At 60.4% G+C, this 24,383-nt stretch carries 25 protein-coding genes; 14 read left to right on the forward strand and 11 right to left on the reverse strand.

The annotated features are described in order from the left end of the window. Positions 1-682: 682 nt before the first annotated feature. The gene (locus IBT47_RS14865) at positions 683-1,783 is read right to left on the reverse strand and encodes an NADH:flavin oxidoreductase/NADH oxidase (protein ID WP_200561074.1); all 1,101 of its coding nucleotides are present in this window, start codon (positions 1,781-1,783) and stop codon (positions 683-685) included. Between the two features lie 115 nt (positions 1,784-1,898). Next, positions 1,899-2,816, reverse strand: a complete 918-nt coding sequence (locus IBT47_RS14870) for a LysR family transcriptional regulator (RefSeq protein ID WP_200561077.1) — start codon at positions 2,814-2,816, stop codon at positions 1,899-1,901. A gap of 157 nt (positions 2,817-2,973) precedes the next feature. On the opposite strand from IBT47_RS14870, the gene IBT47_RS14875 reads away from it, so the two are divergent. The 3 genes from IBT47_RS14875 to IBT47_RS27260 all read left to right on the forward strand — a co-directional run bounded on the left by IBT47_RS14875 (position 2,974) and on the right by IBT47_RS27260 (position 4,515). Next, positions 2,974-3,474 carry an SRPBCC domain-containing protein gene (locus tag IBT47_RS14875; RefSeq protein ID WP_200561079.1) on the forward strand — a complete coding sequence of 167 codons (501 nt, stop codon included), beginning with the start codon at positions 2,974-2,976 and terminating at the stop codon, positions 3,472-3,474. A 103-nt stretch (positions 3,475-3,577) separates the two neighbouring features. Further along, positions 3,578-4,279 (forward strand): NAD(P)-dependent oxidoreductase, encoded by a 702-nt coding sequence (locus IBT47_RS14880; protein WP_255569910.1) that lies wholly within the window; start codon positions 3,578-3,580, stop codon positions 4,277-4,279. Further along, entirely contained in the window at positions 4,279-4,515 is a 237-nt protein-coding gene (locus IBT47_RS27260) for an NAD(P)-dependent oxidoreductase (RefSeq protein ID WP_370569902.1), read from the forward strand. Before IBT47_RS14880 ends, IBT47_RS27260 begins: the two co-directional genes overlap by 1 nt. 59 nt (positions 4,516-4,574) lie before the next feature. Here the strand turns inward: IBT47_RS27260 and IBT47_RS14885 are convergent, their stop codons facing one another. Both IBT47_RS14885 and IBT47_RS14890 read right to left on the reverse strand, forming a co-directional pair. Beyond that, on the reverse strand, positions 4,575-5,267 hold the full coding sequence (locus tag IBT47_RS14885; protein ID WP_200561081.1) for an RraA family protein: 693 nt from the start codon (positions 5,265-5,267) through the stop codon (positions 4,575-4,577). Positions 5,268-5,285: 18 nt separating this feature from the next. Beyond that, positions 5,286-6,494: an aspartate transaminase gene (locus IBT47_RS14890; RefSeq protein WP_105591458.1), complete on the reverse strand. Its 1,209-nt coding sequence runs from the start codon at positions 6,492-6,494 to the stop codon at positions 5,286-5,288. Positions 6,495-6,822: 328 nt separating this feature from the next. Between IBT47_RS14890 and nac the strand changes: the two genes are divergently transcribed. The 10 genes from nac (at position 6,823) to IBT47_RS14940 (ending at position 14,885) form a co-directional block, all read left to right on the forward strand. Next, positions 6,823-7,746, forward strand: coding sequence for a nitrogen assimilation transcriptional regulator NAC (gene nac / locus IBT47_RS14895; RefSeq protein ID WP_105591459.1), 924 nt, complete (start codon positions 6,823-6,825; stop codon positions 7,744-7,746). Positions 7,747-7,927: 181 nt separating this feature from the next. After that, a complete protein-coding gene (gene pxpB, locus IBT47_RS14900; RefSeq protein WP_105591460.1) occupies positions 7,928-8,599 on the forward strand; it encodes a 5-oxoprolinase subunit PxpB in 672 nt (223 codons plus the stop codon). Continuing rightward, complete coding sequence (locus IBT47_RS14905; RefSeq protein ID WP_200561083.1) at positions 8,596-9,564, forward strand: biotin-dependent carboxyltransferase family protein; 969 nt, start codon at positions 8,596-8,598, stop codon at positions 9,562-9,564. The genes pxpB and IBT47_RS14905 overlap by 4 nt, the downstream gene beginning before the upstream one ends. A 15-nt stretch (positions 9,565-9,579) precedes the next feature. Next, positions 9,580-10,134: an acetyl-CoA carboxylase biotin carboxyl carrier protein subunit gene (locus tag IBT47_RS14910; RefSeq protein ID WP_200561084.1), complete on the forward strand. Its 555-nt coding sequence runs from the start codon at positions 9,580-9,582 to the stop codon at positions 10,132-10,134. Beyond that, positions 10,131-10,904 carry a LamB/YcsF family protein gene (locus IBT47_RS14915; protein WP_105591463.1) on the forward strand — a complete coding sequence of 258 codons (774 nt, stop codon included), beginning with the start codon at positions 10,131-10,133 and terminating at the stop codon, positions 10,902-10,904. The genes IBT47_RS14910 and IBT47_RS14915 overlap by 4 nt, the downstream gene beginning before the upstream one ends. A 130-nt stretch (positions 10,905-11,034) precedes the next feature. Continuing rightward, positions 11,035-11,787 carry an SDR family oxidoreductase gene (locus tag IBT47_RS14920; protein ID WP_105591464.1) on the forward strand — a complete coding sequence of 251 codons (753 nt, stop codon included), beginning with the start codon at positions 11,035-11,037 and terminating at the stop codon, positions 11,785-11,787. Positions 11,788-11,813: 26 nt separating this feature from the next. Next, entirely contained in the window at positions 11,814-12,515 is a 702-nt protein-coding gene (locus tag IBT47_RS14925) for an amino acid ABC transporter permease (protein WP_105591465.1), read from the forward strand. A 5-nt stretch (positions 12,516-12,520) separates the two neighbouring features. After that, positions 12,521-13,279, forward strand: coding sequence for an amino acid ABC transporter permease (locus tag IBT47_RS14930; protein ID WP_105591466.1), 759 nt, complete (start codon positions 12,521-12,523; stop codon positions 13,277-13,279). Positions 13,280-13,282: 3 nt separating this feature from the next. Continuing rightward, complete coding sequence (locus tag IBT47_RS14935; RefSeq protein ID WP_200561086.1) at positions 13,283-14,020, forward strand: amino acid ABC transporter ATP-binding protein; 738 nt, start codon at positions 13,283-13,285, stop codon at positions 14,018-14,020. A gap of 22 nt (positions 14,021-14,042) precedes the next feature. Then, positions 14,043-14,885, forward strand: a complete 843-nt coding sequence (locus IBT47_RS14940) for an ABC transporter substrate-binding protein (protein WP_172606544.1) — start codon at positions 14,043-14,045, stop codon at positions 14,883-14,885. Positions 14,886-15,000: 115 nt separating this feature from the next. Here the strand turns inward: IBT47_RS14940 and IBT47_RS14945 are convergent, their stop codons facing one another. From IBT47_RS14945 to IBT47_RS14960, 4 genes are read right to left on the reverse strand one after another with little or no spacing between them, the layout of a single operon-like run. Then, the gene (locus IBT47_RS14945; protein ID WP_200561088.1) at positions 15,001-16,410 is read right to left on the reverse strand and encodes an MmgE/PrpD family protein; all 1,410 of its coding nucleotides are present in this window, start codon (positions 16,408-16,410) and stop codon (positions 15,001-15,003) included. A 5-nt stretch (positions 16,411-16,415) separates the two neighbouring features. Beyond that, on the reverse strand, positions 16,416-17,093 hold the full coding sequence (locus IBT47_RS14950) for an amino acid ABC transporter permease (protein WP_200561090.1): 678 nt from the start codon (positions 17,091-17,093) through the stop codon (positions 16,416-16,418). Then, positions 17,093-17,884, reverse strand: coding sequence for an amino acid ABC transporter ATP-binding protein (locus IBT47_RS14955; protein ID WP_234471911.1), 792 nt, complete (start codon positions 17,882-17,884; stop codon positions 17,093-17,095). Before IBT47_RS14955 ends, IBT47_RS14950 begins: the two co-directional genes overlap by 1 nt. Continuing rightward, positions 17,884-18,678 carry an ABC transporter substrate-binding protein gene (locus IBT47_RS14960; protein WP_200561092.1) on the reverse strand — a complete coding sequence of 265 codons (795 nt, stop codon included), beginning with the start codon at positions 18,676-18,678 and terminating at the stop codon, positions 17,884-17,886. Before IBT47_RS14960 ends, IBT47_RS14955 begins: the two co-directional genes overlap by 1 nt. A gap of 93 nt (positions 18,679-18,771) precedes the next feature. Between IBT47_RS14960 and IBT47_RS14965 the strand changes: the two genes are divergently transcribed. Beyond that, a complete protein-coding gene (locus IBT47_RS14965; protein WP_200561094.1) occupies positions 18,772-19,650 on the forward strand; it encodes a LysR family transcriptional regulator in 879 nt (292 codons plus the stop codon). Positions 19,651-19,675: 25 nt separating this feature from the next. On the opposite strand, the gene IBT47_RS14970 is transcribed toward IBT47_RS14965, so the two are convergent. The 3 genes from IBT47_RS14970 to IBT47_RS14980 form a co-directional block, all read right to left on the reverse strand. Then, positions 19,676-21,181: a carbohydrate porin gene (locus tag IBT47_RS14970; RefSeq protein ID WP_200561096.1), complete on the reverse strand. Its 1,506-nt coding sequence runs from the start codon at positions 21,179-21,181 to the stop codon at positions 19,676-19,678. A gap of 128 nt (positions 21,182-21,309) precedes the next feature. Further along, on the reverse strand, positions 21,310-22,701 hold the full coding sequence (locus IBT47_RS14975; RefSeq protein ID WP_200561098.1) for a PTS transporter subunit EIIC: 1,392 nt from the start codon (positions 22,699-22,701) through the stop codon (positions 21,310-21,312). Further along, the gene (locus IBT47_RS14980) at positions 22,694-24,376 is read right to left on the reverse strand and encodes an alpha-glucosidase (protein ID WP_200561100.1); all 1,683 of its coding nucleotides are present in this window, start codon (positions 24,374-24,376) and stop codon (positions 22,694-22,696) included. The genes IBT47_RS14975 and IBT47_RS14980 overlap by 8 nt, the downstream gene beginning before the upstream one ends. Positions 24,377-24,383 lie beyond the last annotated feature (7 nt).

The raw sequence follows: 24,383 nt of genomic DNA on the forward strand, positions 1-24,383 counted from the left end.
GGCCCGGCCTCTGCAGTTACCGGGCGGTCCTCGCGTCACGCTGTGCGCGATGCCTTCGGTTGCAGCTCCGAGCCTGCCGGACCGGCCTGGAGCGGGCGTCCTGCCCGCGCCATGCCTGACGCCAACGTCCTGTTGGCGTCTCCTGGCCCGTCGCCTTCACCTCAGCGCTGTGGATTACCCGGTAACCGCAGCGGCCGGGCCTTTAATACATTGTGCTGGCTGCTTAAGTCTGGATTATGCTTCCAGAGTGGCGGCCTTCTGCGCATAGAGGTGATTTGATATGTTGTGGGTTACCCCGCAGTAGTAGAGGCTGGAGGTTGGATCCACTTTTATGGATGTCAAAAAATGCAGCTCTGAATTGATCGCTTCAATGGTCGTTCGCCTTTTTCTGCCAGACAACACTTATGCAAAAAGCAGACGGGGTGTGCCCCCGAACGGGTAATCCGCAGCGCTGAACGGAGCGAGGAAGCCAGGATTCGCCTGCATGGACGCAGGCGAAAGGCACAGCCGCGCAGGACGCGCGTCTGTGGCGGTCCGTCAGGCTGACGAACGAAGTGAAGGCACCGCGAAGCGGCGCGAGGACCGCCCGGGCGGGGGCACACCCCGTCGGCTTTGCCACTACAGTCACCGGCGAAACGTGTTTGTGCCCCAGCAGTCACGAGCAATCTAATGCCCCAACTCGTTACTCAGCTAAACGATAACGCGCCAGCCAGTGCGCATACGGCGCAGGCAACACCCACGACGGATCTTCAACGTTCAGCTTCTTCGCCAGAGAATACGGATAATGCGGATTCGCCAGATGCGCACGGCCAATCATCACCAGATCCATCTGCTGCTCGGCAATCACCCGCTCCGCCACTTCCGCCTGCTCCACGCCCCAGGACGACGCCACCGGCAGACCCGCCTCACGACGTACCCGCTCGGCAATCGGTGCCAGGAAGCCCGGACCCCACGGAATGTTGGTTTCCGCAATAGTAAAGCCCACGCTCACGTTCAGCAGATCCAAACCGCCCTGATGCATCAGGCGCGTCAGCTCAATCGACTCGCTCAGCGTCTGCTCGTCCTGGCCGTCATACTCCAGCACGCCGAAACGGGCGGTCAGCGGCAGATTCTCCGGCCACACTTCACGAACGGCGGCAAGAGTTTCCAGCAGGAAGCGGCTGCGGCCGGCAAAATCGCCGCCGTAAGCGTCGGTGCGCTGGTTGGAATGCGCGGAGAAGAAGCTTTGCGCCAGATAACCGTGGGCAAAATGCAGCTCCAGCCACTCAAAACCGGCATCGCGCGCGCGGCGAGCGGCGGCAACGAAGTCGCTTTTCACCCGGTTAATATCATCCAGCGTCATCGCCTGCGGCACCTTTGGCAGATGATGGCCGAACGCAATCGCGGAAGGGGCAATGGTCTGCCAGCCGCGGCTGTCGCCCTCGGCAATATGATCGTCGCCTTCCCACGGACGGTTAGCGCTGGCCTTGCGACCGGCGTGACCAATCTGAATGCCCGGAACGGAACCCGCCGCCTTAATCGATGCTGCAATACGCGCCATGCCTTCCGTCTGCTCATCGTTCCACAGCCCGGTACAGGCCGGAGTGATGCGGCCCTCCGGTGAAACAGCGGTGGCTTCTACAATCACCAGACCCGCGCCGCCACGGGCGATCGCCGGATAGTGAACCTGATGCCAGTCGTTAGTCAGGCCGTCAACGGCGCTGTACTGGCACATTGGCGGCACCGCAATGCGGTTACGCAGGGTAACGTCTTTCAGTTTAAATGGGGTAAAAAGCGCGGACATAGATAACCTCAGTCATAGACGATCGAAGAACACGTGGCCTGTCGATAAGTGGCGATCACGGTAAGCGATGGCCAGCGATAATCACTAAGCCGTATGTGCGATATGCACTGGCCGATCACAGCGTGCTGGCGTCCAGTCCCAGAGTGGTAAACAACAGGGAACGCAGCCAGCGGTGGCCGGGATCGCGATGGCTGCGCTCGTGCCAGACCAGCGTTTTGCTGAAGCCCGCCACCGCGACCGGCGACGCTACCTGCATCAGACCGTCGGCGGATTCGGCCAGCCTGCGCGGCACCACGGCAATCAGATCACTGTTGCGCAGGATCTGCGGCAGCACCAGAAAACTGTTCACCGCCAGCGTCACCCGCCGCTGGCGGCCGATTGCGGCCAGCGCCTGGTCGGTCACGCCGCGAAACTCGCGACCGCTGTGCGAAACCAGCGCGTGGTCCAGCGCGCAGAAGCTATCCAGCGAAAGCGCACCGTGCCGCAGGGCAGGGTGGTCCGGGCGCAGCAGGCAGACGTACTGCTCGTCAAACAGATGGCGAGCGTGCAGATCGGCAGGCGTGGTGTCCGGGGTGAGCAGCGCCATATCAATCTCCCCGCGCTCCATCTGCACCGCCAGCCGATCGTTTTCCACCGGCTGCAAGCTCACCTGCACGCCGGGAGCCTGCTGGCGAAGCGCGGCAATAAACGGCACCGCCACCGCGCTCAGCGCATAATCGGTTGCGGCAATGCTCAGCGACATCTGCGAACTGGCCGCATCAAAGACCTGCGGCTGCAACAGCTGGTCGATATCACCGAGGATCTGTTTGACCGGTGCGGCCAGCGCCAGCGCCCGCAGCGTCGGGTTAATGCCGTGCTGGCCACGGGTAAACAGCGGATCGTCAAAATGCTCGCGCAGGCGGTTGAGCATGGCGCTTACCGCCGGTTGAGTGAGCGACAGGCGCTGGGCGGCCCGCGTCACGCTACGTTCATCCAGCAGCGCATCCAGCGTTTTTAACAGATTCAAATCCAGCGTACGTAGGTTGCTGCTCATCGGTTCCCCGGCGGTGAATGGGTCAGATATCAGAAATTATAATATCTGAAATAAAAAATGCTGATTGGTTTTATATCACCGTGCCGCGCATCATGCAGTGGTTTTCGGCAGGCGCATCCCGCGCTCTGGCCGACCAGACTCACAGAGAGGCAGCATCATGAACGCAATTCACTGGCCGCAGGGCTACATTCCTGGCTTCAGCGACAACTTCGCCAGCAACGAAATGATTATTACCGGTGTCAGCGTCGCGGCGCTGTGGGACAAACTGATCGATACCGCCGCCTGGCCGGGTTATTACAGCAACGCCAGCGACATTCAGTTCCACGACGGCAGCGGCCCGTATCTGACCGAGGGAGCGCGTTTTCGCTTCACCACGTTCGGCTTTGTGGTGGAAAGCGAAGTTAACGAATTCGTCGCGCCGGAAATCGGTGGCGCGGCGCGCATTGCGTGGCACGGCTGGTGCGGCGAGGGCGACAGTCGGCTTGACGTGCATCATGCCTGGCTGATTGAGGCGTTGCCGGGTGGCCGCGTGCGCCTGCTGACCCAGGAAACCCAGAACGGCAAACCGGCGGTTGAGCTGGCTAACGCCCGACCTAACCCGATGATCAACGGCCATCAGCAGTGGCTGGACGGAATGATCGCCGCCGCGCGGGCGTAATAAGCGAATCCTATCTGACGATAAGCGTAACCTTGCGGGTGCCGCGGCGGAATTCCGCTAGTTTATTAACGTTCTGAACCCTACGTTAATAAGGATGCCCGCAATGAAACAACAGATACTGATTATTCAGCCGCTGATGCCCGCGCTGAGCGAAATGCTGCACCGCGACTACCAGTGCCATCGTCTTTACGAGCAGCCGGATGCGGCAGCATGGCTTAAGCAGCACGGCCAGACTATTCGCGCGGTCGCCACCCGGGGCGACGTCGGGCTGGCGGCGGAGGTGATGGCCGCGCTACCGGCACTGGAAGTGATTACCGTCTTCGGCGTGGGCACCGACGCCATCGACCTGGCCGCCGCCCGCGATCGTGGGATTACCGTGACCGTCACCGCCGATATTCTGACCGACGACGTCGCCGACCTTGCGCTGGCGCTGATGCTCAGCGTCTCGCGGCAGATCGTGGCACAGGATGCCTTCCTGCGCGCGGGCGAGTGGGCAAACCGACCGCCGGTGCTGGGCAGCAAACTCAGCGGCAAGCGCGTCGGCATCCTCGGGCTGGGGCGCATCGGCTCGGCGATTGCCCGACGCTGTGCCGCCTTCGATATGCACGTCGGCTACTGCAACAGCCGCCAGAGTGATGAACCCGGCTGGCAGCGCTTTGGCGATCTGCATCAGCTGGCGCTGTTCAGTGATGTGCTGGTGTTGGCGGTGCCTGGCGATGCACGTAACTATAAGGTGGTCGATCGTGAAGTGCTGAACGCGCTGGGATCGCAGGGCGTGCTGATTACGTCGCGCGCGGGGCGGTAGTGAATGAAGACGATCTGATCGCGGCAGTGGAAAATCACACCATCGCCGGAGCGGGGCTGGACGTGTTCGAAGGTGAACCGGCAATCGATCCGCGCTTTTTCGCGCTGGAAAATACGGTGCTGACACCGCATATCGCCAGCGCCACCGCCGAAACGCGCCAGGCGATGGCGCAAAACGTGGCGGATAATCTCGCCTCGTGGTTCGCTCACGGCAAAGCCATTACGCCGGTTGCATAACGAAAAAGGCACCCGCTATGGGTGCCTGTTATCAATGCAGGATAGTGTTCTTTTACCGCCTAGAATTGCCCGTCAATAATCTCCACCTGCTTGTTCTTCAGCGTTTCATCAATCCAGCCGCGCTCCAGCTCGCCGCGCTTCGCCAGCTCGAAGTTGCGCTCGTCGACGATCAGATAGGCCTGCGCCGCTTCCAGAATTTGCGCCGCATCGCCGTGAGGGATGACGATCACCCCGTCGTGGTCGCCGAGAATAATGTCGCCCGGCGACACGTGAATATTACCGCAGGCGATCGGCACGTTGATTTCACCCGGGCCATCTTTATACGGGCCGCCGGGGGTGATGGCGGCGGCGTAAAGGTGGTAATCCATCTTGCTGATGCCTTCGATGTCGCGGATCGGGCCGTCCAGCACCAGCCCCTCAATACCGCGCTGGCGGGCCCAGGTAGTCATCACTTCGCCCATCAGCGCCTGGCTGCGATCGCCCTCGTTGGAGACCACAATCACATCGCCTTTACCGGCCATATCCATCGCCTTGTGCAGCATCAGATTGTCGCCGGAGCGGGCCTTAACGGTGACCGCCAGGCCGCACATCACCGCGTTGCGCGGCGCGCTCATCAGGCGAATTTCGCCGGACAGCGCGGGCAGTCGGCTCATGCAGTCGGCCACCACGGCGGCGGGCAGCGTGCGGAAAGCCTCGACGTAGCCGGCGGCTTCAAGATTACGTTGTAAGAAAATACGGTTTCCTGCGGGCATAGCGGATCTCCTGATCGATTATTTCAGCTGGCTGACGGCGTTGGCAATCTGGGCGGCCCCGGCCTGAAGCGTGGCAAGGTCTGTGGCAATAGAAAGTCGGAAGTAGGGCGAAAGTCCGTAGGCGGCACCGGCGACGACCGCCACGCCCGCGCTCTCCAGCAGCCACAGCACCACCTCGCTGTCGTTTTTCAGCACCTGGCCCTGCGCGGTGGTTTTACCCAGCAGCCCGCCACAGTTGACGTAAAGGTAGAACGCCCCTTCCGGCACGCGGCAGCTCAGGCCCGGCACGGCATTCAGGCGGGCGGCGATGTCGTCACGGCGCTGGCGATACACTTCGCGGCTGTGGGTGATAAAGCCGGTGCCGCTGTTCAGCGCGGCTAAGGCGGCGGCCTGGCTGACCGAGCTGGCATTGCTGGTGGACTGCGATTGCAGCGTGCCCATCGCGGTAATCAGCACTTTTGGCCCGGTGGCATAGCCGATGCGCCAGCCGGTCATCGCATAGGTTTTCGACACGCCGTTCACCACCAGCGTACGGTCGGCCAGGCGCGGCTCCACCTCCAGCAGATGGACGTTCGGGCTGTCGTCGTAGCGCAGATGCTCGTAAATATCGTCGGTCATAATCGCCAGATGCGGATAGTCCAGCAGCACATCCGCCAGCGCGCGCAGCTCGGCGCGGCTGTAGCTGGCACCGCTTGGATTGGACGGCGAATTGAGGATCAGCCAGCGGCAGCGGCTGGTAATCGATGCCCGCAGCTGCTCGGCGGTCAGGCGGAAACCGGCTTCTTCCTGGCAGGTAATCACCACCGGACGACCGTCGCAGGCCAGCACCATATCCGGGTAGGAAACCCAGTACGGCGCGGGGATCAGCACCTCGTCGCCGACTTCCAGCGTGGCGGCCAGCGCGTTGAAAATCGCACTCTTCGCGCCGTTGGTGACGATAATGTCTTCCGGCTTCACCGTCAGATGATTCTCGCGCAGGAACTTGGCGGCAATGGCCTCGCGCAGCGCGGGGGTGCCGTTGTTCTGCGTGTAGCGGGTTTCGCCGTTGCGGATTGCGGCGCAGGCCGCCTCGCAGATTTCCGGCGGGGTGGCGAAATCAGGTTCACCGACCACCAGGTTAATGATGGCTTTACCTTCACGCTTCAGGGCGTTGGCGCGATCGGACGCGCTGCTGCTGGGAGAAGGTTTAATACGCGTAACGCGGGCGGCAATGCGGATAGCACTCATGATCACTCCAGTCTGTTCCGGGATGTCTCTACGTTACGAATAAGCGACGGGCGACGGCTAAGAGGAGTTTGTTCTGATTCAAGAGCAAAAGCTTATGGATGGGGCCCAACGATAAGTAAAACTCCCCGCAATGGTGCAGAACGCTGCTGAAAGCAAACGCTTGATAAATGGATGGATAGCGAAATAACACGATCTATCTCACTGTTTTACATATTAACTTTTTGGCTGTCCGGCTTTGCGGGGCAGTTAACACTCAGGCTGGTCCGGATCTTGCTACACTTCCGTTCACTTTTTCTTAACATTCTGTCCGGTGACGAGAGGTATGACTATGAATCTCAGGCGGCTTCGCTACTTCATCAAAATTGTCGACGTCGGCAGTTTGACCCAGGCGGCCGATATTCTGCATATCGCCCAGCCGGCCCTCAGCCAGCAGCTGGCTTCGCTGGAAAGCGAGGTCAAACAGCAGCTGCTGATCCGCACCAAGCGTGGCGTTACGCCGACCGAAGCGGGCAGCATTCTTTATGCCCACGCCCAGGCGATACTGCGCCAGTGCGAGCAGGCACAAAGCGCCATCGATGGCGCGGGCCTGGCGCTGAGCGGACAGGTGTCCGTCGGGCTGGCACCGGGTACTGCCGCCTCACTGCTGGCGCTGCCGCTGATGGAGGAGGTGCGTAAGCAGCATCCCGGCATCCTGCTCTACTTCAACGAGAGCTTTGGCACCACCCTCAGCGAGCTGATTATGAGCGGGCGCATGGATATGGCGGTGCTGTACGGCAACCGTCAGATCCACGGACTGGCCTTTATTCCGCTGATGAAAGAGGATCTCTATCTGGTCACGCCGCAGAGCGAAATCAGCTTCGGTAAAACCGTCACCCTGGAGCAGATCGCCCATCTTGAGCTGTTCCTGCCGCGCCCGTACAACATCATGCGCAAGCTGGTGGACGAAGCCTTCGTGCAGAAAAACCTCTCTTATAAGGTGAAGTGCGAAATCGAATCGGCCACCACCCTGGCGCAGGCGCTGGAGGGCAATCTTGGCGCGACCATTCTGCCGGAGTCCATCGCCCGCAATATGGTGAAACAGTCCCGCGCGCGGATGTCGAAAATCGTTGAGCCGGGCATTCAGGCACCGCTGTCGTTCTGCACCTCCGATCATCTGCCGCTGTCCCAGCCTGCCGAAGCGGTGAAGAAAATCCTGCTGTCGCTGATGGCCGAACGCACCCACGACAACCGGCCGCTGACCCTGGTCAGCTGACATCACATCGCGGCCACCAGCCTGTTTCGACGGGTGGCCGCAGTCATCACGCCGCCGTTTTTCAGTAATAAGTCTGCCTTATCCCCCTAAAGCGAAACCCTCTTACAGACCGCCTGAAACGGCGGGATACAGTGTGGCTATCGCATTTTTCCGTTAGCGGATATGAAGTTGAGGATGAGGAATGGACCCAGCACGTCAGTTACAGGCTCCGCAAATCAGCTGGCTCGGCACCCACGCGGTGCTGTTTGAAGCCCCCGGCGAGATCACCCTGGAAAACCAGCAGCGCATCTGGGCGCTGGCCGATTACGCCAGCGGGCTGGCCGCCATTCGCGGTGTGGTGCCGGGCATGAACAACCTGATGATGGTGTTTGGCCCGCAGATGAGCGGTGGCGAACAGCTGTTCGATCGTCTGCGCCAGCAGTGGCAGCGCGGCGAAAGTAAAACCTTCTCCGGCCGGGTGATTGAGCTGGATGTGACCTACGGCGGCGAGCCGGGGCCGCATATCTGCGACGTGGCCGAACACACCGGCATGACCATTCAGGAGATCGTGCAGCGCCACACCGAACCGCTCTACCCGGTGTATGCCCTCGGCAGCCATCCGGGCTACTGCTACCTCGGTAATATGGACCCGCAGCTGGCGACGCCGCGCCGCGCCAGCCCGGTGCAGAGTATTCCCGGCGGTTCGGTCTCCATCGGCGGCGTACAGACCGGCGTTTCTGCCTCTCCCGGCCCCAGTGGCTGGAACACCATCGGCCGCACCGATTTCGTTTTCTTTGATGCCCACGCCACACCGCCGGTGCGGCTCCAGCCCGGCGACAGCATTCGCTTCCGGGTAAGCAGGGTACTGGCATGATCGTTATTGAACGCACTACCGCGCTGTCCAGCGTGCAGGACGAAGGCCGCTTCGGCGCGCTGCACTACGGTGTGGGAACCGCAGGCGTGATGGACCCGCTGGCGCTGCGGCTGGGTAACGCACTGCTCGGCAACCAGCCGGACGATGCGGTGATTGAGATCCCGCTGTTCCCGTTCCGCCTGCGTTTTACCCGCGACTGCGCCTTTGCCATCAGCGGCGGCGACAGCCCGGCGATGCTCGGCGATCGGCGCATTCCGGCCTGGTGGGTGGCGCAGGCGAGAGAGGGCGAAGTGCTGACCCTGCACGCATCTCGCTTCTCGGCGCGCAGCTATCTGCATCTGCCCGGCGGCGTTGACGTGCCGCAGGTGCTGGGATCGCGCAGCACCCAGCTCAGGGGTGAGTTTGGCGGCTTCCGCGGTCGTGGATTACAGCAGGGCGACAGCCTGAGCGCCGCCCGCGATGTGTATCGGGGCGCGGTGGACTTCGGCATTGCCTCGCCGCGCCTGAGCCTGTGCGACAGCCCCGACGGCGTGCCGCAGATCCGCGTGCTGCCCGCGGCGGAGTACGGCGCGTTTACCGCCGAGTCGGTGGCGCGTTTCTGGCAGCAGCAGTGGCGCGTTTCACCGCAGAGCAACCGCTACGGCTACCGGCTGGACGGCGAAGGGCTGGTGGCGAAAGCGCCGCTGGAGATGCGATCGCACGGCATTATTCCCGGGGTGATCCAGGTGACCCACAGCGGCCAGCCGATTATCCAGATGCGCGACGCCCAGCCGAGCGGCGGCTACCCGAAGCTCGGCACGGTGATCGACGCCGATATGTGGCTGCTGGGCCAGGTGCCGGTGGGCAGCAACGTCCAGTTTGTTGAGGTGAGCTGGACGCAGGCCGACGAGGCGGAACGTGACCAGCAGCGGTGGCTGGCGGGGATCTGCCAGCGTATTGACGACTACCGCCGCTGCCCGCTTTAACCGCAAGGAGAGAAGATGCCGACTATTCGTGAACTACAGGCCATTACCCGCCGTCTGCGGCGCAGTGGCATAGACAGCATTGAGATTAAAGGCGACGGCTACAGCGTGCGCATCCGCTGCGGCGCTGAAGAAGCATCGTGTCGCGGTGCGTATTCCGGCAGCGGGGCGATCCCCGAGGGGCTGGCGGCCTGTCCCGCACCAGCCGGATATGCCGCATCCGTCGGCGATCCCGCTTCTCCCGCCCCGGCTGATGCCGCACTCGCATTCCATACAGCACCGTCAGCTGTGGCTGCTTATCCGGCATCTCCACCGCCCAATATCGTTGAGCTGGGCGCGCCGATGCCGGGTCGCATCTGGCTGCAGGACCCGCTAACCGGCAAGAACATTGCCGCCGACGGGCGCACGGTGAAAACCGGCGATCTGCTGGCGCTGGTGCAGGCCGGGCCGATCTGCCTGCCGCTGCGGGCCGGGGCCGACGGACAGCTGGATGAGTATACGGTCGCCCAGGGCGATCGGGTGGAGTATGGCCAGACGGTGGCCCGCATGGTTAAAACGGAGGCAGAGCAATGAGAAGCATCGATTTAAACGCCGACCTTGGCGAAGGCTTTGGCGACTGGCGCATCGGCGATGACGCCGGGCTGATGGCGCTGATCAGCTCCGCCAACGTTGCCTGCGGCTTTCACGCCGGGGACGCGTCGATTATGGCCAGCAGCGTGGCGCTGGCAAAACGGTACGGCGTGGATCTCGGGGCGCACGTCGGCTTCCCCGATTTAGCCGGATTTGGCCGACGGCGTATGCAAATCGACACGCAAACCCTGGCGCACTACGTCACCTATCAGCTCGGTGCGCTGGCCGCTTTTGCCCGCGTGGCGGACTACCCGCTGAGCCACATGAGCTTCCACGGTGCGCTGGGCAATATGGCTGCCGAAGACGAGTCGCTGGCGAGGCCGCTGCTGGCGGCGGTGAAGGCGTTTGATCCGAATCTGATTATCAGCACCACCGCCGCCAACGCGGTGGAGCGCTGCGCCCGCGAGCTGGGGCTGCGCGTGGCCTGCACGTTTCTGGCCGACCGCGCCTATCAGGCCAACGGTCTGCTGGTGCCGCGCGGCACGCCGGGCGCGGTGATCCACGACCCGCAGCAGGTCAGCCAGCGGGTGATCGATCTGCTGAAATCCGGCTGCGTCACGGCGATTGACGGCACGCGGCTGCCGATGGCGGTGTCCTCGATTTTAATGCACGGCGACACGCCAGGCGCGCTGGCGCTGATTGAACAGCTGCGGGCTGATATTACGGATCAGGGCGGAGAAATTCGCCCGATATCGAAACATTTCATTGAATAAACAGAGAGATAACTTAGATTATCTGACTCTATAAGATCGGCTTATTGCCACAAAGACTTTACCTCTTACCCCTCGGCGCGGTGAGGGGATACAGTCAAAGACAGAGCAAAAATAACAACAGGAGAAGTCAATGCCATTTTCAGATTATAAAACCGCACTGGTGACCGGCGCTTCCGCCGGAATGGGTGAAGCCATCGTTGAGCGTCTGTGCCAGGAGGGCATCGTGGTTCACGCGGTGGCCCGCCGTCATAACGAACTGGAACAGCTGGCGGCGAGAACCGGCTGTATTCCTCACGCCATCGACGTTTCCGATGTGCAGGCGCTGAATGACCTGTGCCGCGACCTGCAGATCGACATTCTGGTGAACAACGCCGGGGTGTCCCATCCGGGCTCGATTCTGCAATCGCAGGAGTCGCAGATTGAAACCCAGGTCGACGTTAACCTGCGTGCGGTACTGCACCTCTGTCGTCTGCTGGTGCCGGGTATGGTCGAGCGCGATCGCGGCCACGTGATTAACATCACCTCCATCGCCGCCATCTACAACTTCGGCGGCAACTCGATTTATCACGCCACCAAAGCGGGGGTGCACGCGCTCTCACGCCAGCTGCGCGTGGACTGCTATGGCAAACGTGTGCGTATCACCGAGATCTGTCCGGGCCGTGTCGCCACCGATATCTTCGGCAATGTGACCGGGGATAAAGAAGCCGCGCGCCGCGAATTTATCGACGGCTTCGAGCTGCCGACGGCGAAAGATATCGCCGATACCGTGGCGTTCGCCATCTCTGCGCCAGTGGCGGTGAATATCGGCAACATCGAAATCACCCCGACGCTACAGGTTCCGGGCGGTCTGTCCACCATGCGCCCCGGTGATGTTGCGCGTTAATCTGAACTGAGTGAGGGCGATCGACGATGAACGGTTCACTTGATTTTAGCGTCATTCTGCACGGCCAGTACGGACAGATGATCGTCGATGGCGTCGCGTTAACGCTGAAGCTGGCGGTGGGTTCCTGGCTGCTGGCGATGATCCTGGCGATGGTGCTGGTGGTGATCCGGCTGACTCCGCTGAAGCCGCTGCAGTGGCTGGTGGCGGCTTACGTCTCCTGGCATCGCAATGTGCCCACGCTGATCCAGCTGATGATCTGGTATTTTGCGGTGCCGACGCTGCTGCCGGAGTCCGCGCAGATCTGGCTGAACGACTACAACGCGGAGTTTCTGTTCTCGATGGTGGCGCTGGGGCTGTGCCAGGCCGCTTACTTCTCGGAGGATATTCGCAGCGGCCTGCGTGCCACGCCGGACGGCCAGCGCGAGGCGGCACGGGCGCTGGGCATGGGCTACGTGCAGTCGATGCGGCTGATTATCCTGCCGCAGGGCATCCGTAATGCGCTCCCTGCGTTGATTAACCACACGGTGCTGCTGTTTAAAAATACCAGCCTGGCGATGGTGATCGGCGTGGCGGATCTCACCTACGTCACCCGCGAGATCGAAAACTACACCTTCCGCACCTTTGAAGCTTATCTGGTTTCGACGCTCTGTTACCTGTTCTTCTCCCTGCTGTTGATGGCCGCCGGTGCGCTGCTGGCACAGCGTTTCCACCGCGTCTACGCGAGGTAAGCTGAATGAGTGAAATGCTGACGATTTTACAGCAGAACGGCATGCTGTTCCTGATGGGCCAGTATCCCAACGGCCCGCTGGGCGGGGTGCTCTGCACGCTGCTGGTGTCACTGATGGCGATTGTGCTGGCACTGCCGCTTGGCGTGCTGCTGGGCGTGGCGCGTATCTCGCCGTATCGCATTCTGCGCTGGCCTGCCACCGCCTGGGTCTATGTACTGCGCGGCGTGCCGCTGCTGATGGTGATCTTCTGGACCTACTTCTGCGTGCCGTTGCTGCTGGGCCACACGCTGAGCGGCTTCGGCACCATGCTGGTCACGCTGGTTATCTATGAAAGCGCCTATATTGCCGAAATTGTCCGCGCCGGAATTCAGGCGCTGCCGCAGGGGCAGTACGAAGCCTCCCGCGCGCTGGGGATGAGCTACACCCGCACCTTCCGGCTGGTGATCCTGCCGCAGGCACTCTACAACATGCTGCCGAGCCTGGTCAGCCAGCTGGTATCGATCATTAAAGACAGCACCCTCGGCTACGTGATCAACGTACCGGAGCTGACCTTTGCCGCCAATCAGGTGAATAACCAGCTGCTGACCAAGCCGTTTCAGGTGTTCGCGATTGTGGCCATCAGCTACTACATCATCTGCTTCAGCCTGACGTGGCTGGCCGGTTATCTGGAGCGGCGCATCGCTGCCAAAAGACGCGGTCCCGCCGTCAGCACGGCACCACAGCGCGCCGCGCTGCTGGTCAACAAACCCGCTATCGAGGAGTAAGGCATGAATCCGATTATTCGCTTTAACCAGGTTAATAAATGGTACGGCGCCTATCACGCGCTCGCCGACCTCAATGCGGAAGTGAACAGCGGCGAGGTGGTGGTGGTCTGCGGACCGTCCGGCTCCGGCAAGTCCACGCTGATCCGCACCGTTAACCGGCTTGAGCCGATCCAGCAGGGGCAGATCGTCTTCGACGGTCTGGATATTCACGGGGCCAGCACCCAGCAAAACCGGCTGCGTGCGCGTATCGGCTTCGTCTTTCAGAGCTTTAATCTGTTTCCGCACCTGTCGGTGATCGACAACGTGATGCTCTCTCCGGTGAAGGTGCTCGGCGAGCGGCGCAGCGAGGCGAAGCAGCATGCGCTGGCGCTGCTGGAGCGGGTAGGGCTGGCACATAAGGCGAACGCCTGGCCCGCGCAGCTCTCGGGCGGTCAGCAGCAGCGCGTGGCGATTGCCCGGGCGCTGGCGATGAAGCCGCCGGTGATGCTGTTTGATGAACCGACTTCGGCGCTGGACCCGGAAATGGTAGGCGAGGTGCTTAACGTGATGCGCAGCCTGGCGAACGAGGGGATGACCATGATGTGTGTGACTCACGAAATGAACTTTGCCCGCGAGGTGGCGGATACCATCTGGTTTATGGATGAAGGAAAAATCCTGGAGAAAGCCGCGCCTGAAGCCTTCTTTAACCGCCCACAGCACCCACGCGCGCAGCGTTTCCTCACCGACCTGCGTCAGCACTGAAATCGAAACGGAGCCTGAAACCATGAGAAAAATCACTACACCGCTGCTGTCACTCTGTCTGCCGTTAATGCTCAGTGCCGCACTGCCCGCCAGTGCCGATACCCTTGCCGATATCAGCAGCCGCGGCCAGCTGAACTGCGGCGTGTATGCCGACGTGCCGCCGTTCTCCTCGCCGGATGTCAAAACCCGCCAGCTGGCCGGGATGGATGTTGACCTGTGCAACGCGCTGGCGCAGCAGCTGGGGGTAAAAGTCAACCTGATGCCGGTATCGGTGGAAGCACGTATTGCGGTGCTGACCACCGGTCGGGTTGACGTGCTGATTGCCAACCTCGCCTACACCAAAAGCCGCGCCGCGCAGATCCAGTTCAGCGATCCGTATTACATCGCCAAAGAAGTGCTGGTGGTGAAGGAAGCCAACGCGGCGAAAACCCGTGCCGATTTCAAAGGCAAACGCCTCAGCTCCACCAAAGGCTCCACCTCCGAGCAGTCGATCCGCCTGGCGCAGGCGAAACCGGTTACTTTCCAGGATACCGCTTCGGCGTATCTGGCTTTGCAGCAGAATAAATCGGTGGGCTTTGTCACTAACGGCATGACCGCCACCCAACTGGTGAACCGTGCCAAAGCCGACGGCGTTAATCTGGCGATCCTGAAAGAGCCGATGGCGCTGGAGCCGGTGGCGGTAGGGATGCAGAAGGGCGACGAGGCGCTGCTGGCTAAAGTGAACGACAGCCTGGCGAAGATGGAGCAGAGCGGAGAAATCGATACCATCTGGAACCGCTGGCTGGGGCCGGACACCGAATACAAAATGGTGCGTGAGGATAAGGTGCAGCCGCTCAGCCAACTGAAGTTTGAGGCGCTGGAGTAAAGTTTCTATTTGCACTTCTGTCTGCCGCGCGGAGTAAAGTTTACATCTGTCCGGCGGCCTGAAGTTCTGGGGCAACGCGCACCTTTCCCCTCAGTGCTAAGCAAAGGATGACGTTTTATCTCTGCCCCCCGGCCAGCTGGCGGGCAGAATCAAAACGGGTCGCGGACAGCGCCGCTACGTCGGTCAGCACCTCAATCAGCGCGGTCGGCGGCGGCAGATGACCGGCGATATTCCGCCGCGCCTTGGCGATAATCTCCGCTTCGTCCAGCGGGCGATCGGCGCTGCCGAGCGGCGTATAGCGCTCCTGCTGTACACTTGCCCCGCTGCGATGATGCACGATCACCCGCGCCCCCGGCTGCCGCGCCGGGCCGCACATCCGCCCGGTAAATTCCTCATCGATCTGCGCCGTCACCTTTGCCATCAGTGCCGACATCTGCGCCGATCCGCGCGTCTGCGGGCTGTACCACTCTGCGCCCGGCGGCAGGCGCAGCGCGACGGCGGCCAGCGTCCACGGCAGGCTGAACTGGGCGTCGGTGGCGTTGCGCGGCGTGCGGTCCATCATATCGTCAACCAGCCGTGGGAAGGTCTGCACCTCGATGCGTTCAATCTCCCCGGCCTGCCAGCCGGTCTGCGCCATCACGTCGTCCATACTTTCCAGCGCGCAGGCCAGCCAGCGGCAGGCCGGATAGCGCTTGAAGCTGCCGTATCCGGCATACCAGTGCTTGCCTAACTCTGTAGTCAGCACCTCCGGTCGGAAGCGGTCGGAACCGATCATCCGCCAGAATCCCTGCTCGCCGTCCAGTACATCCCGGCTGCCGGTGATGCCGCTGTGGGCCAGTATCGCCGCCTGCACGCCCGCCTGCGCCGCCGGGGCCACCGCGTCCTTCAGCGCCAGCAGCGGGCGCTGCTGCCAGTTGTATTTATGCAGGCTGGGCAGCGGCGTCAGCGCCGCCGCCAGTCCGACGGCATGATGCAGCCGCTCCGCGTCCAGATCCAGAAGCAGTCCGGCGACCAGCGCCGCGCCAATCGACTGATGCTGCGCCACGCCGTACACCTGATTAAAGCGCGCCACCGACGGCTGGATCGCCTGAATCAGCCGGTTGTTAACCTCAAAGCCGACGGTCAGGGCGGTAATCAGCTCCGCCCCGGCGATCGGTGATTCGCGCAGATCGAGTGCTGCCAGCGCCGCGGCCACCAGCGTGGCACCGGGGTGGCCCAGCCCTTTGCCGTCGATCTCCACGCCGTCGTCGTGATCCAGGCCGTTAATCAGACTGGCGTTAGCGAAGGCGGCGGCCAGCGGGCTGAAGCCGTCGGCCTGGCCGAACACAAAGCTGCCGCCGCTGCCGCCGGAAAGTTTTGCGGCGGCGAGGATTGGCTGCATCACCGGGCTGTCGCAGGCCGCCCAGCCGCAGGCGAGGGCGTCAAGCAGATGCAGGCTGACTTTATGCTGGATGGATTCAGGGATGTCCTGAGCGCGAAGCGCGGTGGCAAACGCCACCAGCTCGCCGGTTACGGAAGTTGTCATAGCGATTAACGTTTAAAATAGCGGGTACGGATCTTTCTCTCGGCGTAGCTTGCCAGCAGGGAAAGGGGAAGAATGGTCACCACGAAAAACAGGGCGACAAAGGTCAGCGTTTCCAGCGGGCGGAAGGTGGCGGTACTGAGGCGCTGCCCCTGATAGAGCAGTTCGCCGGTGGCAATATAGCTGGCCAGCACCGAGTTCTTAATCGACATCACGCACTGGCTGACAAAGGCGGGCAGTATGCGCAAAAACGCCACCGGCCCGGTCACGCGCAGCAGCACCTTCAGCGGCGTCATGCCCACCGACAGCCCGGCTTCCACCAGCCCGTGATCGACCGACTGTAAACCGGAGCGAAAGATCTCGGCAAAAAACACGCTGCCGTACAGCGCTATCGCCAGCACGCAGGTCCAGTAGGAGGAGAACGTCAGGCCAAACAGGATCGGCAGGCAGTAGTAGGCCCAGACGATCAGCACCAGCGGCGGCACGGAGCGCACCACTTCAATCAGCCCCTGAGCGGGGAAGCGCACCAGACGGCTGGAGGCACCGCGCAGCGGAGCGAGGATCATGCCGCCGATAATGCTCAGCGTGACCGATGCCGCGACGATTTTGCCGGTCATCAGCATGCCGTCCAGCAGAATGGCGTGATACTGCAGCAGGACGGAGAAATCCCAGTGATAAACCGGCATCAGAGAATGTCCTCCGCAGACACCCCGGAAAGGGTCATAAAATTACGGATCTGCGTATGGCTGTCGTCCGCCCAGATCTGCTGCGGCGTGGCTTCGTCGACCAGCCTGCCGCCGTCCAGCAGCAAGAGTCGGCTGCACACCTGTAGCGCGAAACGCATTTCGTGGGTCACCACAATCAGCGTGGTGCCGCTTTTGGCCAGTTCAGCAATCACCGCCAGCACTTCGCCGACGGTTTCCGGGTCCAGCGCCGAAGTCGGTTCATCAAACAGAATCACCTCTGGCTCCATCGCCAGCGCGCGGGCGATAGATACCCGCTGCTGCTGCCCGCCGGAAAGCTGCACCGGGAAGCTGTGGGCCTTATCGGCCAGCCCTATCCGTTCCAGCAACTGCATGGCGCGGGCGCTGGCCTGCTGTTTCGGCTGCTTCAGTACCTGTACCGGGCCTTCAATGACGTTTTGCAGCACCGTGCGGTGCGGCCACAGATTGAAATGCTGAAACACCATTGCCATTCTGGCGCGCTGGCGGGCGAGAACCCGGCGGCTAACCGGCCTGCGCGACGCGCCCTGAAAGCCGATCTCTTCATCCGCCAGCCGGATATGACCGCCGTCCGGCGTTTCCAGCATATTCAGGCAGCGCAGCAGCGTGGATTTCCCCGCGCCGCTGCGGCCAATCAGCCCGATCACCTCCGAGGGGCGAACCTCGAAGGAGACATCATCGATAATGGTATTTCCGGCGAAGGACTTATTCAGCCCGTCGACCACCAGCAGCGGTGCAGAGACGTTATTACGCATTACTTCTGCGTCGCCGACAGGGTGTATTTCTTCCAGATGGAGTTCAGCGTGCCGTCTTTTTCCAGCTGTTCCAGACGGCTATCCAGCCAGGCCTTCAGCTCGGGGCGCTGCTGGCGCAGGCCGATATTGGTCGGCTGCTCTTTCACCGGGGTGGGGATAATCACCGTACCCTGATGCCGCTTGCTGACGTAATGCGCCATCTGGATATCGTTGTTCACCACCGCATCCGCACGGCCGCTCTCCATCTGCAGCAGCATATTGTCGCTGTCCGGTACGATGATCCACTGCGCTTTCGGTGCCTGTGGCTGCAACAGCGTTGCCGCCGCCGAGCCGTCAATCGCCGCCAGCTTCACATCCGGGCTGTTGATGGTGTCCCACTTTTCGAACTTTTTGGTCTCTTTTTGCAGGGTCAGAATGCCCATCTGGTGTGAACCCATTGGACGGGTAAAGTCGGCGGCCTTTGCTCTTTCCGGTGTTTTATTAAAGCCGCCTAAAATATCGAAACGGTCCGACTGCAAACCGGCCACGGCGGTGCCCCATTGCGTATCGACGTACTCGATTTTAATATCGGTGCCCTTGGTCAGCGCCTGCACCACATCGGGAACGAGTCCGACCCACTGATTGGTCAGCAGATCCTTTTGATACCACGGCGGGGCGTTGACCGCGCCCACGCGCAGCGTGTGGGAAGGCAGAATGGTGTCAATGCTGACGGCATCCGCCGCCGAAGCCTGACCGAAAAAGAACCCTGGTATCAGCAAAAACGCCGACATCAAACGTGATGTAAAAAGTTTCATTTTATACTCCTGAGTGAATATAATTATGGATTCTATAACCCGTAGTGCATATATCCCAAATGCATAATACGCATATCGTTAGCAGGTTTATTCATGACGCCGAAGCAGATGGAAGTGTTCATCCACGTGGTCCAGTCGGGTTCGGTTACCGCCGCCGCACAGCAGTTAGCCATGTCCCAGCCCTCGGTCAGTAAAAGCCTGGCCCTGACCGAACAGCAGATGGGTTTCAGCCTGTTCGACCGCTATAACGGCAAGATGCAGCCGACCGCAGAGGCCGCCCAGCTGTATGAGGAAGCGCTGCGCGTGCATCAGGATCGGATGCGGTTCGACCGCTTCGTGGAGCATCTGCGCCGTTACCGCGTCGGGCAGCTGCGGGTGTGCGCCACCCCGGCGCTGGCGCTGAACCTGCTGCCGCAGGCGCTGGCCCGCTTTCGCGAGGCGTTCCCGGACTTTGGCGTGGTGGTCGATATGTGCGTCAATCATGAAATTGAACAGGCGGTAGAAGAGGGTCGCTACGACCTTGGCTTTGTGGTTAAACCGGGCCACGGCGCGCCGGACGATCCGCTGCGGGTGAGCGCAGGGGAAATGGTCTGCGTGCTGCCGGAAGGGCATCCGCTGGCGCAGCAGGCGGAAGTGAACTGGCAGGACATTGCCCCGCACGAGCTGATCTTTATCACCACCGATACCCGGCTGGTGGCGATGATTGCCGAGGTGGTGCCGGAGTTTCGCCAGCGGCAGGTGGCGGCGGTAGAAACCAACCGCTACAGCATGGCGATTAATCTGGTGAAGCACGGCGGCGGTGTGACCATCGTGGATCGCTTCTCGCTGCTGGAGATCGATACCCGGGGGCTGGCGGTGCGGCCTTTCCGCCCGTCGCTTGAGGTTTCGGTGATGGCGGCGGTCACGGCGCGGAGCCTGGGGTCGCGCCCGGCGGAGGAATTTATTGCCGCCATGAAGGGGCTGATGAACTGAACTCAGCCCCGTTAGCGGGTTAACCTCAGAACCAGGTTTCCAGCTGGGTGCCGAACATCAGCGAACCGCCGCTGTGATAGCCCGCGTTGCCGAAGGTATCGGTTGAAGAGTAGTTATCCAGATTTTTGTCCCAGTTCATCCAGGTGACGAAGAAACGGATCTCCGGCCGCTCGAAGAAGTCGGTGACGTTCTGCATTTTAAAGGTCGGCGCGAAGGTCAGCTTGTAGTAGCTGCCGGACACCGGCTTATTACCGTTAAAGCCCTTCGGATCGATGTCCATATACTGATAGCTGGCCTCGTACTGTAGGGCAAAGTTCTGATTGATCTCCTGAATCAGCCGCGAGTTGAGCGTAACCCAGTCATAGTGGTCGGATTCGATGTAGCGGCTGTTGCTGCTCTGCGCCACCAGCAGCGGGGCAATGCTCAGCCTGTCGCTCAGCCGGGTCATGCCGTAGGTGGCGAACTTCACCGTCCAGGCATCGTCGATCAGATAGCCATCCGATCCCGGCCCGCGCACCTCGGCCCCCAGCCCCTTACCGTACAGCAGTACGGTTTTGGTCGAACCTTCGTTAAGGCCGTAGAAGCTGTCGCCGTGCCACGCCAGCATGGTGTTGAAACCGTGCGAAGCGGCGTTATCCTGCGCCAGACCGTCGTTGATCCGCTTGTCGTTCTCCTTCGAGTAAAGGCCGTTCAGCATCCACTGCCAGCCGCCGACGCGGTTGTTCAGCGAGAAGGTGTAGTTCTGGATAAAGGTATTATCGGCCCCGGTCATGTTGTTGTATTCAACGTTTTCCATCGCGTCGATGTCGTTGAAGTTACGCCCGTAAACCGACAGGTTGGTTTTCACGTCGCCGAAGAAATTCACGTCGTAAATCCCCGCGCCGGTGCCGATCAGGTTCATCATGTCCGAGTCCAGCCAGTGGATATCGAAGTTGTCCCGGTCCTCGCGCTTGCCCGCCCACAGCGTTGAGCCGCTGAATGCGCCGGTGAAGGTGGGCAGATCGCTCATCTCCACAAACGCCTGGCGCAGGTTCATCTGGCCGTTAAACGCGCTGTCGGTGTTATAGGTTTTGTCCCACTCGGCAATTTTCATGTAGTAGCGGAAGCTCGAATCGTTAGCGTAGTGGCGCTTGTAGTCGAAGTCGGCGGTGACGTAGGTATCAGCTTCGTTACCCAGGCGGCCCACGCTGCCGCCGGTGCTGCCCGCGGGCGTCAGTGATGGCCCGACGGTGGTGGTGGTGCCCTGTTTGCCGCTCAGAATACCGGTGCGGGCGTAGCCGCCGAATTTAATTTCGGTATCGTCATTAATAATATCGCTCTTGCTGTTTTTATTTTTTAATTCCGCGTCGCTGGCTCGTTTCTCCGCCACGGCTATTTTATTTTCAGCCTGGGTTAATTTATTTTGTGAAAGTTTGAGCTCCGCCTCGACTTTTTCCAGTCGGGCGTTAATTTCCGCCAGAGTTAATTCCGCTGCGTGCGCAGGTAAAGTACAGGCCAGGGTACAGAAAGTAAGAAGTGCTATTTTCATCATTTATACCTGTGAGTCACCCTGCTCCGAATATCAGTATTCAGGGCATAGGGGTTGCCATTAATAAGGTGAAGCGTGCTTTTACAGCAAAGGATTACGGCAAAGGGTTTATGGCATCGGTCTGTGATTTATTATCGTTTTTTATTATCCACCCTGACCAGCAGCAGCGTGCAGATAAAGGCGAAGACGGCCACGGCCACGCCGACGGTGATATAGGTAATAAACTGATAGCGGTCATACAGGTACATCAGCGGCGACAGCAGCACCGCCAACCCGTAGGAGTTCGCTTTAATCGACAGCAGGGATAGCACCATGCCACCCAGCGCCGAGCTGCACAGCATCACGCCAATGGCCCGCATGCCGGACTGCATGACGATACCGAACAGCGCTGGTTCCGAAACGCCCAGCAGCTGGGTCACAGTTGCCGAGATCCCGGCGGTTTTAAACGCCACGTTTTTCGACTTCAGGGAGATCGCCAGGCATACGGCGGCATTGGCGAAACCGTACATCGCGCATACGGTAATCAGCGGGTTGAAGCCGGTACCGGCGATCAGCGAGGTCTCAATCATAATGAACATATGATGCATCCCGGTCATCACCGCAATCGGATAGATAAAGCCGATCAGCAGGCCGCCGATACCGGCAGGCAGCGCGAGGAACTGCTGGATAGCCATCACCGCATAGTGCTCAAAGCCGTGCACCAGCGGGCCGAGCACCAGCAGCGCAATCGCCACGGCGCAGAGGATCACCAGGAACGGGGTGAAGATCAGATCCATCGAGTCAGGCATAATCCGGCGGAAAACCTTTTCCAGCTTCGCACCGATAATGCCGGTGATCAGCGCGGTCAGTATCGATCCCTGATAGCCGACCAGCGGAATAAAACCGAAGAGATAAATCGGCTGCGCGTTGCCGTAAGCCACCGAATAGGCGTTGGGCAGGGCGGGGGAAACCAGCATCAGCCCGATCAGAAAACCGATAATCGGCGTACCGCCAAACTTCTTAAACGCCGACCAGCAGATAAACGCCGCCAGGAAAGCAAAAGCCGTATCGCACAGCACGGTCATCAGGGTGGTCACCGAAGCGGGCAGAGCGAGGGTGCTGGCACCAAACCACGCCAGCACCGTATCGTTAAACAGCACGCCCTTCAGCCCGAGGAACAGGCCCGTTGCGCCCAGTACCGGTACGATCGGCACAAACACATCCGAGAGATGGCGAATTCCCGCCTGTAGTGAGCTGCTGCCCTGGCGGCTCATTTCATCTTTGCTGACTTCGCTGATATTAAACGCCTGCATAAACTCGGCATAAACCTTATTCACAATCCCGGTGCCGAGAATAACCTGATACTGCCCAGAATTAAAAAAGACGCCTTTGACTTCATCGACGTTTCTTATTTTCTCATCGTCTATCAGGCCACGATCTTTTACCTGTAATCGCAGGCGGGTGGCACAGTGAGTGGCGGAAATAATATTTTCACGGCCAATGGTATTCACCAGCTCAACGGCAATGTTTTTATATTTATTCATGTTGGGTTGTTCCCTTGATAAGAATACTTTGATAAGGCTTTAATGATGAACTGAGCTGCGGATAGTTATTAACGATAATATCGCCCTCCGGTATTTTATAATCAACTGCGTGGTGACTGAGGTTAGTGACAGAAGTAAAGCATTCACTCGCCGTGCGGCGCTGATAGCTGATGATTTCCGGCGAGGAGGTTTCCAGCGGGATAAAATCGCCCCAGATCAGCGCATCGGAATACGCTTTGCGCAGGCGAATCAGCTGCTGGTAGAAGGCAAACACTGAATCCGCATCCTGCTGCTGTGCGGCGGCATTAATCAGCGCGTCCTCTGCCGACAGCGCCAGCCAGGGTTTCGCCCCCTGATTAAATCCGCTGTTCACCGTATTGTCCCACGGGAACGGCGTACGCGAGTTGTCCCGCGAGCGGTGATTGACGAACGCCAGCGACTGCCGCTCGGAGAAGCCTTCCGCCAGCGCACGGTGGTAGTTATCAATACTGGAAATATCGTCGAACTCGCTGATATCGCTGCGGCAGAAGTTGGTCATGCCCAGTTCCTGCCCCTGATAGATGTACGGCGTGCCGCGCAGGAAGAAGTACATTGCCGCCAGGCATTTCGCCCCGATATCGTTCTGGTAATCCGGGTGAACCAGTTTCGACAGCGCTCGCGGCTGGTCGTGGTTCTCAATAAAGCTGGTGCCCCAGCCGCACTGCGCAAAGGCGTTCTGGCTGTCGAACAGCGCCTCGCGAAACTCGGCCACCGTCCAGTCGCGGCGGCGGAACCACTCCGAGCCGTTTTCCACATCAATATCCGCCGCGTGGAAGTCAAAAATCATATCGAAGTAGCCGTTCTCGCCGATAAACTGGCCGTACTCCGCATAGGGAACGCCCGGCGCTTCGCCGACGGTGACGCAGGCATAGTTATCAAAGGTGTTTTCCTTCAGCTCGTTCAGAAACACGTCAATGCCGGGGCGGTTGCGCGCCTTGCTTTTGATCGACCCCAGCCCGTCAACGCCGTCGACCGGCACGGAGGCATAGTCGGCATCTTTCTTGATAAAGGTAATCGCATCCACGCGGAATCCGGCCACGCCTTTCTCCAGCCACCAGTTAATCATCTGGTAAATCGCCTCGCGCATCTGCGGATTTTCCCAGTTCAGATCGGGCTGCTTCTTGTGGAACACGTGCAGGTAATACGTCTCTTCCCCCGGCACTTTTTCCCACGCGCTGCCGCCGAAAATCGATCGCCAGTTATTCGGCGGCAGGCCGTTGACCGCCGGGCGGAACAGATAATAATCGCGATAGGGGGAATCCGCATCGGCCAGCGCCTGCCGGAACCACTGATGCTCATCGCTGGTGTGATTCACCACCAGGTCGATCATGATTTTAATGCCCAGCGCGGCGGCTTTGTCGATCAGCGTATCCACATCGCGCATCTCGCCGAACTCCGGGTTCACCGCGTAGTAATCGGCGATGTCATAGCCGTTATCGGCCATCGGCGACAGATAAAACGGCGAAATCCACAGCATCGTCACGCCCAGCGACTGCAAATAGGGCAGCTTTTCGATAATCCCCGGCAGATCGCCAATCCCGTCGTTATTACTGTCCTTAAAGCTCCTTGGATAGATTTGGTAAATCACGGATTCTTTCCACCAGGCGTTATCCTGGCCTGCTTGCTGCTTTAACATGTCCACC

It is taken from the genome of Erwinia sp. S43 (genome assembly GCF_016624745.1).
In the GTDB taxonomy this organism is placed as follows: Bacteria; Pseudomonadota; Gammaproteobacteria; order Enterobacterales; family Enterobacteriaceae; genus Erwinia; species Erwinia coffeiphila.

What these genes read in the sequence shown, in the direction of transcription:
- IBT47_RS14865 (WP_200561074.1), bottom strand. Translation starts at nt 1,783, where the DNA reads ATGTCCGCGCTTTTTACCCCATTTAAACTGAAAGACGTTACCCTGCGT.
- IBT47_RS14870 (WP_200561077.1), bottom strand. Translation starts at nt 2,816, where the DNA reads ATGAGCAGCAACCTACGTACGCTGGATTTGAATCTGTTAAAAACGCTG.
- IBT47_RS14875 (WP_200561079.1), top strand. Translation starts at nt 2,974, where the DNA reads ATGAACGCAATTCACTGGCCGCAGGGCTACATTCCTGGCTTCAGCGAC.
- IBT47_RS14880 (WP_255569910.1), top strand. Translation starts at nt 3,578, where the DNA reads ATGAAACAACAGATACTGATTATTCAGCCGCTGATGCCCGCGCTGAGC.
- IBT47_RS14885 (WP_200561081.1), bottom strand. Translation starts at nt 5,267, where the DNA reads ATGCCCGCAGGAAACCGTATTTTCTTACAACGTAATCTTGAAGCCGCC.
- IBT47_RS14890 (WP_105591458.1), bottom strand. Translation starts at nt 6,494, where the DNA reads ATGAGTGCTATCCGCATTGCCGCCCGCGTTACGCGTATTAAACCTTCT.
- nac (WP_105591459.1), top strand. Translation starts at nt 6,823, where the DNA reads ATGAATCTCAGGCGGCTTCGCTACTTCATCAAAATTGTCGACGTCGGC.
- pxpB (WP_105591460.1), top strand. Translation starts at nt 7,928, where the DNA reads ATGGACCCAGCACGTCAGTTACAGGCTCCGCAAATCAGCTGGCTCGGC.
- IBT47_RS14905 (WP_200561083.1), top strand. Translation starts at nt 8,596, where the DNA reads ATGATCGTTATTGAACGCACTACCGCGCTGTCCAGCGTGCAGGACGAA.
- IBT47_RS14910 (WP_200561084.1), top strand. Translation starts at nt 9,580, where the DNA reads ATGCCGACTATTCGTGAACTACAGGCCATTACCCGCCGTCTGCGGCGC.
- IBT47_RS14915 (WP_105591463.1), top strand. Translation starts at nt 10,131, where the DNA reads ATGAGAAGCATCGATTTAAACGCCGACCTTGGCGAAGGCTTTGGCGAC.
- IBT47_RS14920 (WP_105591464.1), top strand. Translation starts at nt 11,035, where the DNA reads ATGCCATTTTCAGATTATAAAACCGCACTGGTGACCGGCGCTTCCGCC.
- IBT47_RS14925 (WP_105591465.1), top strand. Translation starts at nt 11,814, where the DNA reads ATGAACGGTTCACTTGATTTTAGCGTCATTCTGCACGGCCAGTACGGA.
- IBT47_RS14930 (WP_105591466.1), top strand. Translation starts at nt 12,521, where the DNA reads ATGAGTGAAATGCTGACGATTTTACAGCAGAACGGCATGCTGTTCCTG.
- IBT47_RS14935 (WP_200561086.1), top strand. Translation starts at nt 13,283, where the DNA reads ATGAATCCGATTATTCGCTTTAACCAGGTTAATAAATGGTACGGCGCC.
- IBT47_RS14940 (WP_172606544.1), top strand. Translation starts at nt 14,043, where the DNA reads ATGAGAAAAATCACTACACCGCTGCTGTCACTCTGTCTGCCGTTAATG.
- IBT47_RS14945 (WP_200561088.1), bottom strand. Translation starts at nt 16,410, where the DNA reads ATGACAACTTCCGTAACCGGCGAGCTGGTGGCGTTTGCCACCGCGCTT.
- IBT47_RS14950 (WP_200561090.1), bottom strand. Translation starts at nt 17,093, where the DNA reads ATGCCGGTTTATCACTGGGATTTCTCCGTCCTGCTGCAGTATCACGCC.
- IBT47_RS14955 (WP_234471911.1), bottom strand. Translation starts at nt 17,884, where the DNA reads ATGCGTAATAACGTCTCTGCACCGCTGCTGGTGGTCGACGGGCTGAAT.
- IBT47_RS14960 (WP_200561092.1), bottom strand. Translation starts at nt 18,678, where the DNA reads ATGAAACTTTTTACATCACGTTTGATGTCGGCGTTTTTGCTGATACCA.
- IBT47_RS14965 (WP_200561094.1), top strand. Translation starts at nt 18,772, where the DNA reads ATGACGCCGAAGCAGATGGAAGTGTTCATCCACGTGGTCCAGTCGGGT.
- IBT47_RS14970 (WP_200561096.1), bottom strand. Translation starts at nt 21,181, where the DNA reads ATGATGAAAATAGCACTTCTTACTTTCTGTACCCTGGCCTGTACTTTA.
- IBT47_RS14975 (WP_200561098.1), bottom strand. Translation starts at nt 22,701, where the DNA reads ATGAATAAATATAAAAACATTGCCGTTGAGCTGGTGAATACCATTGGC.
- IBT47_RS14980 (WP_200561100.1), bottom strand. Translation starts at nt 24,376, where the DNA reads ATGTTAAAGCAGCAAGCAGGCCAGGATAACGCCTGGTGGAAAGAATCC.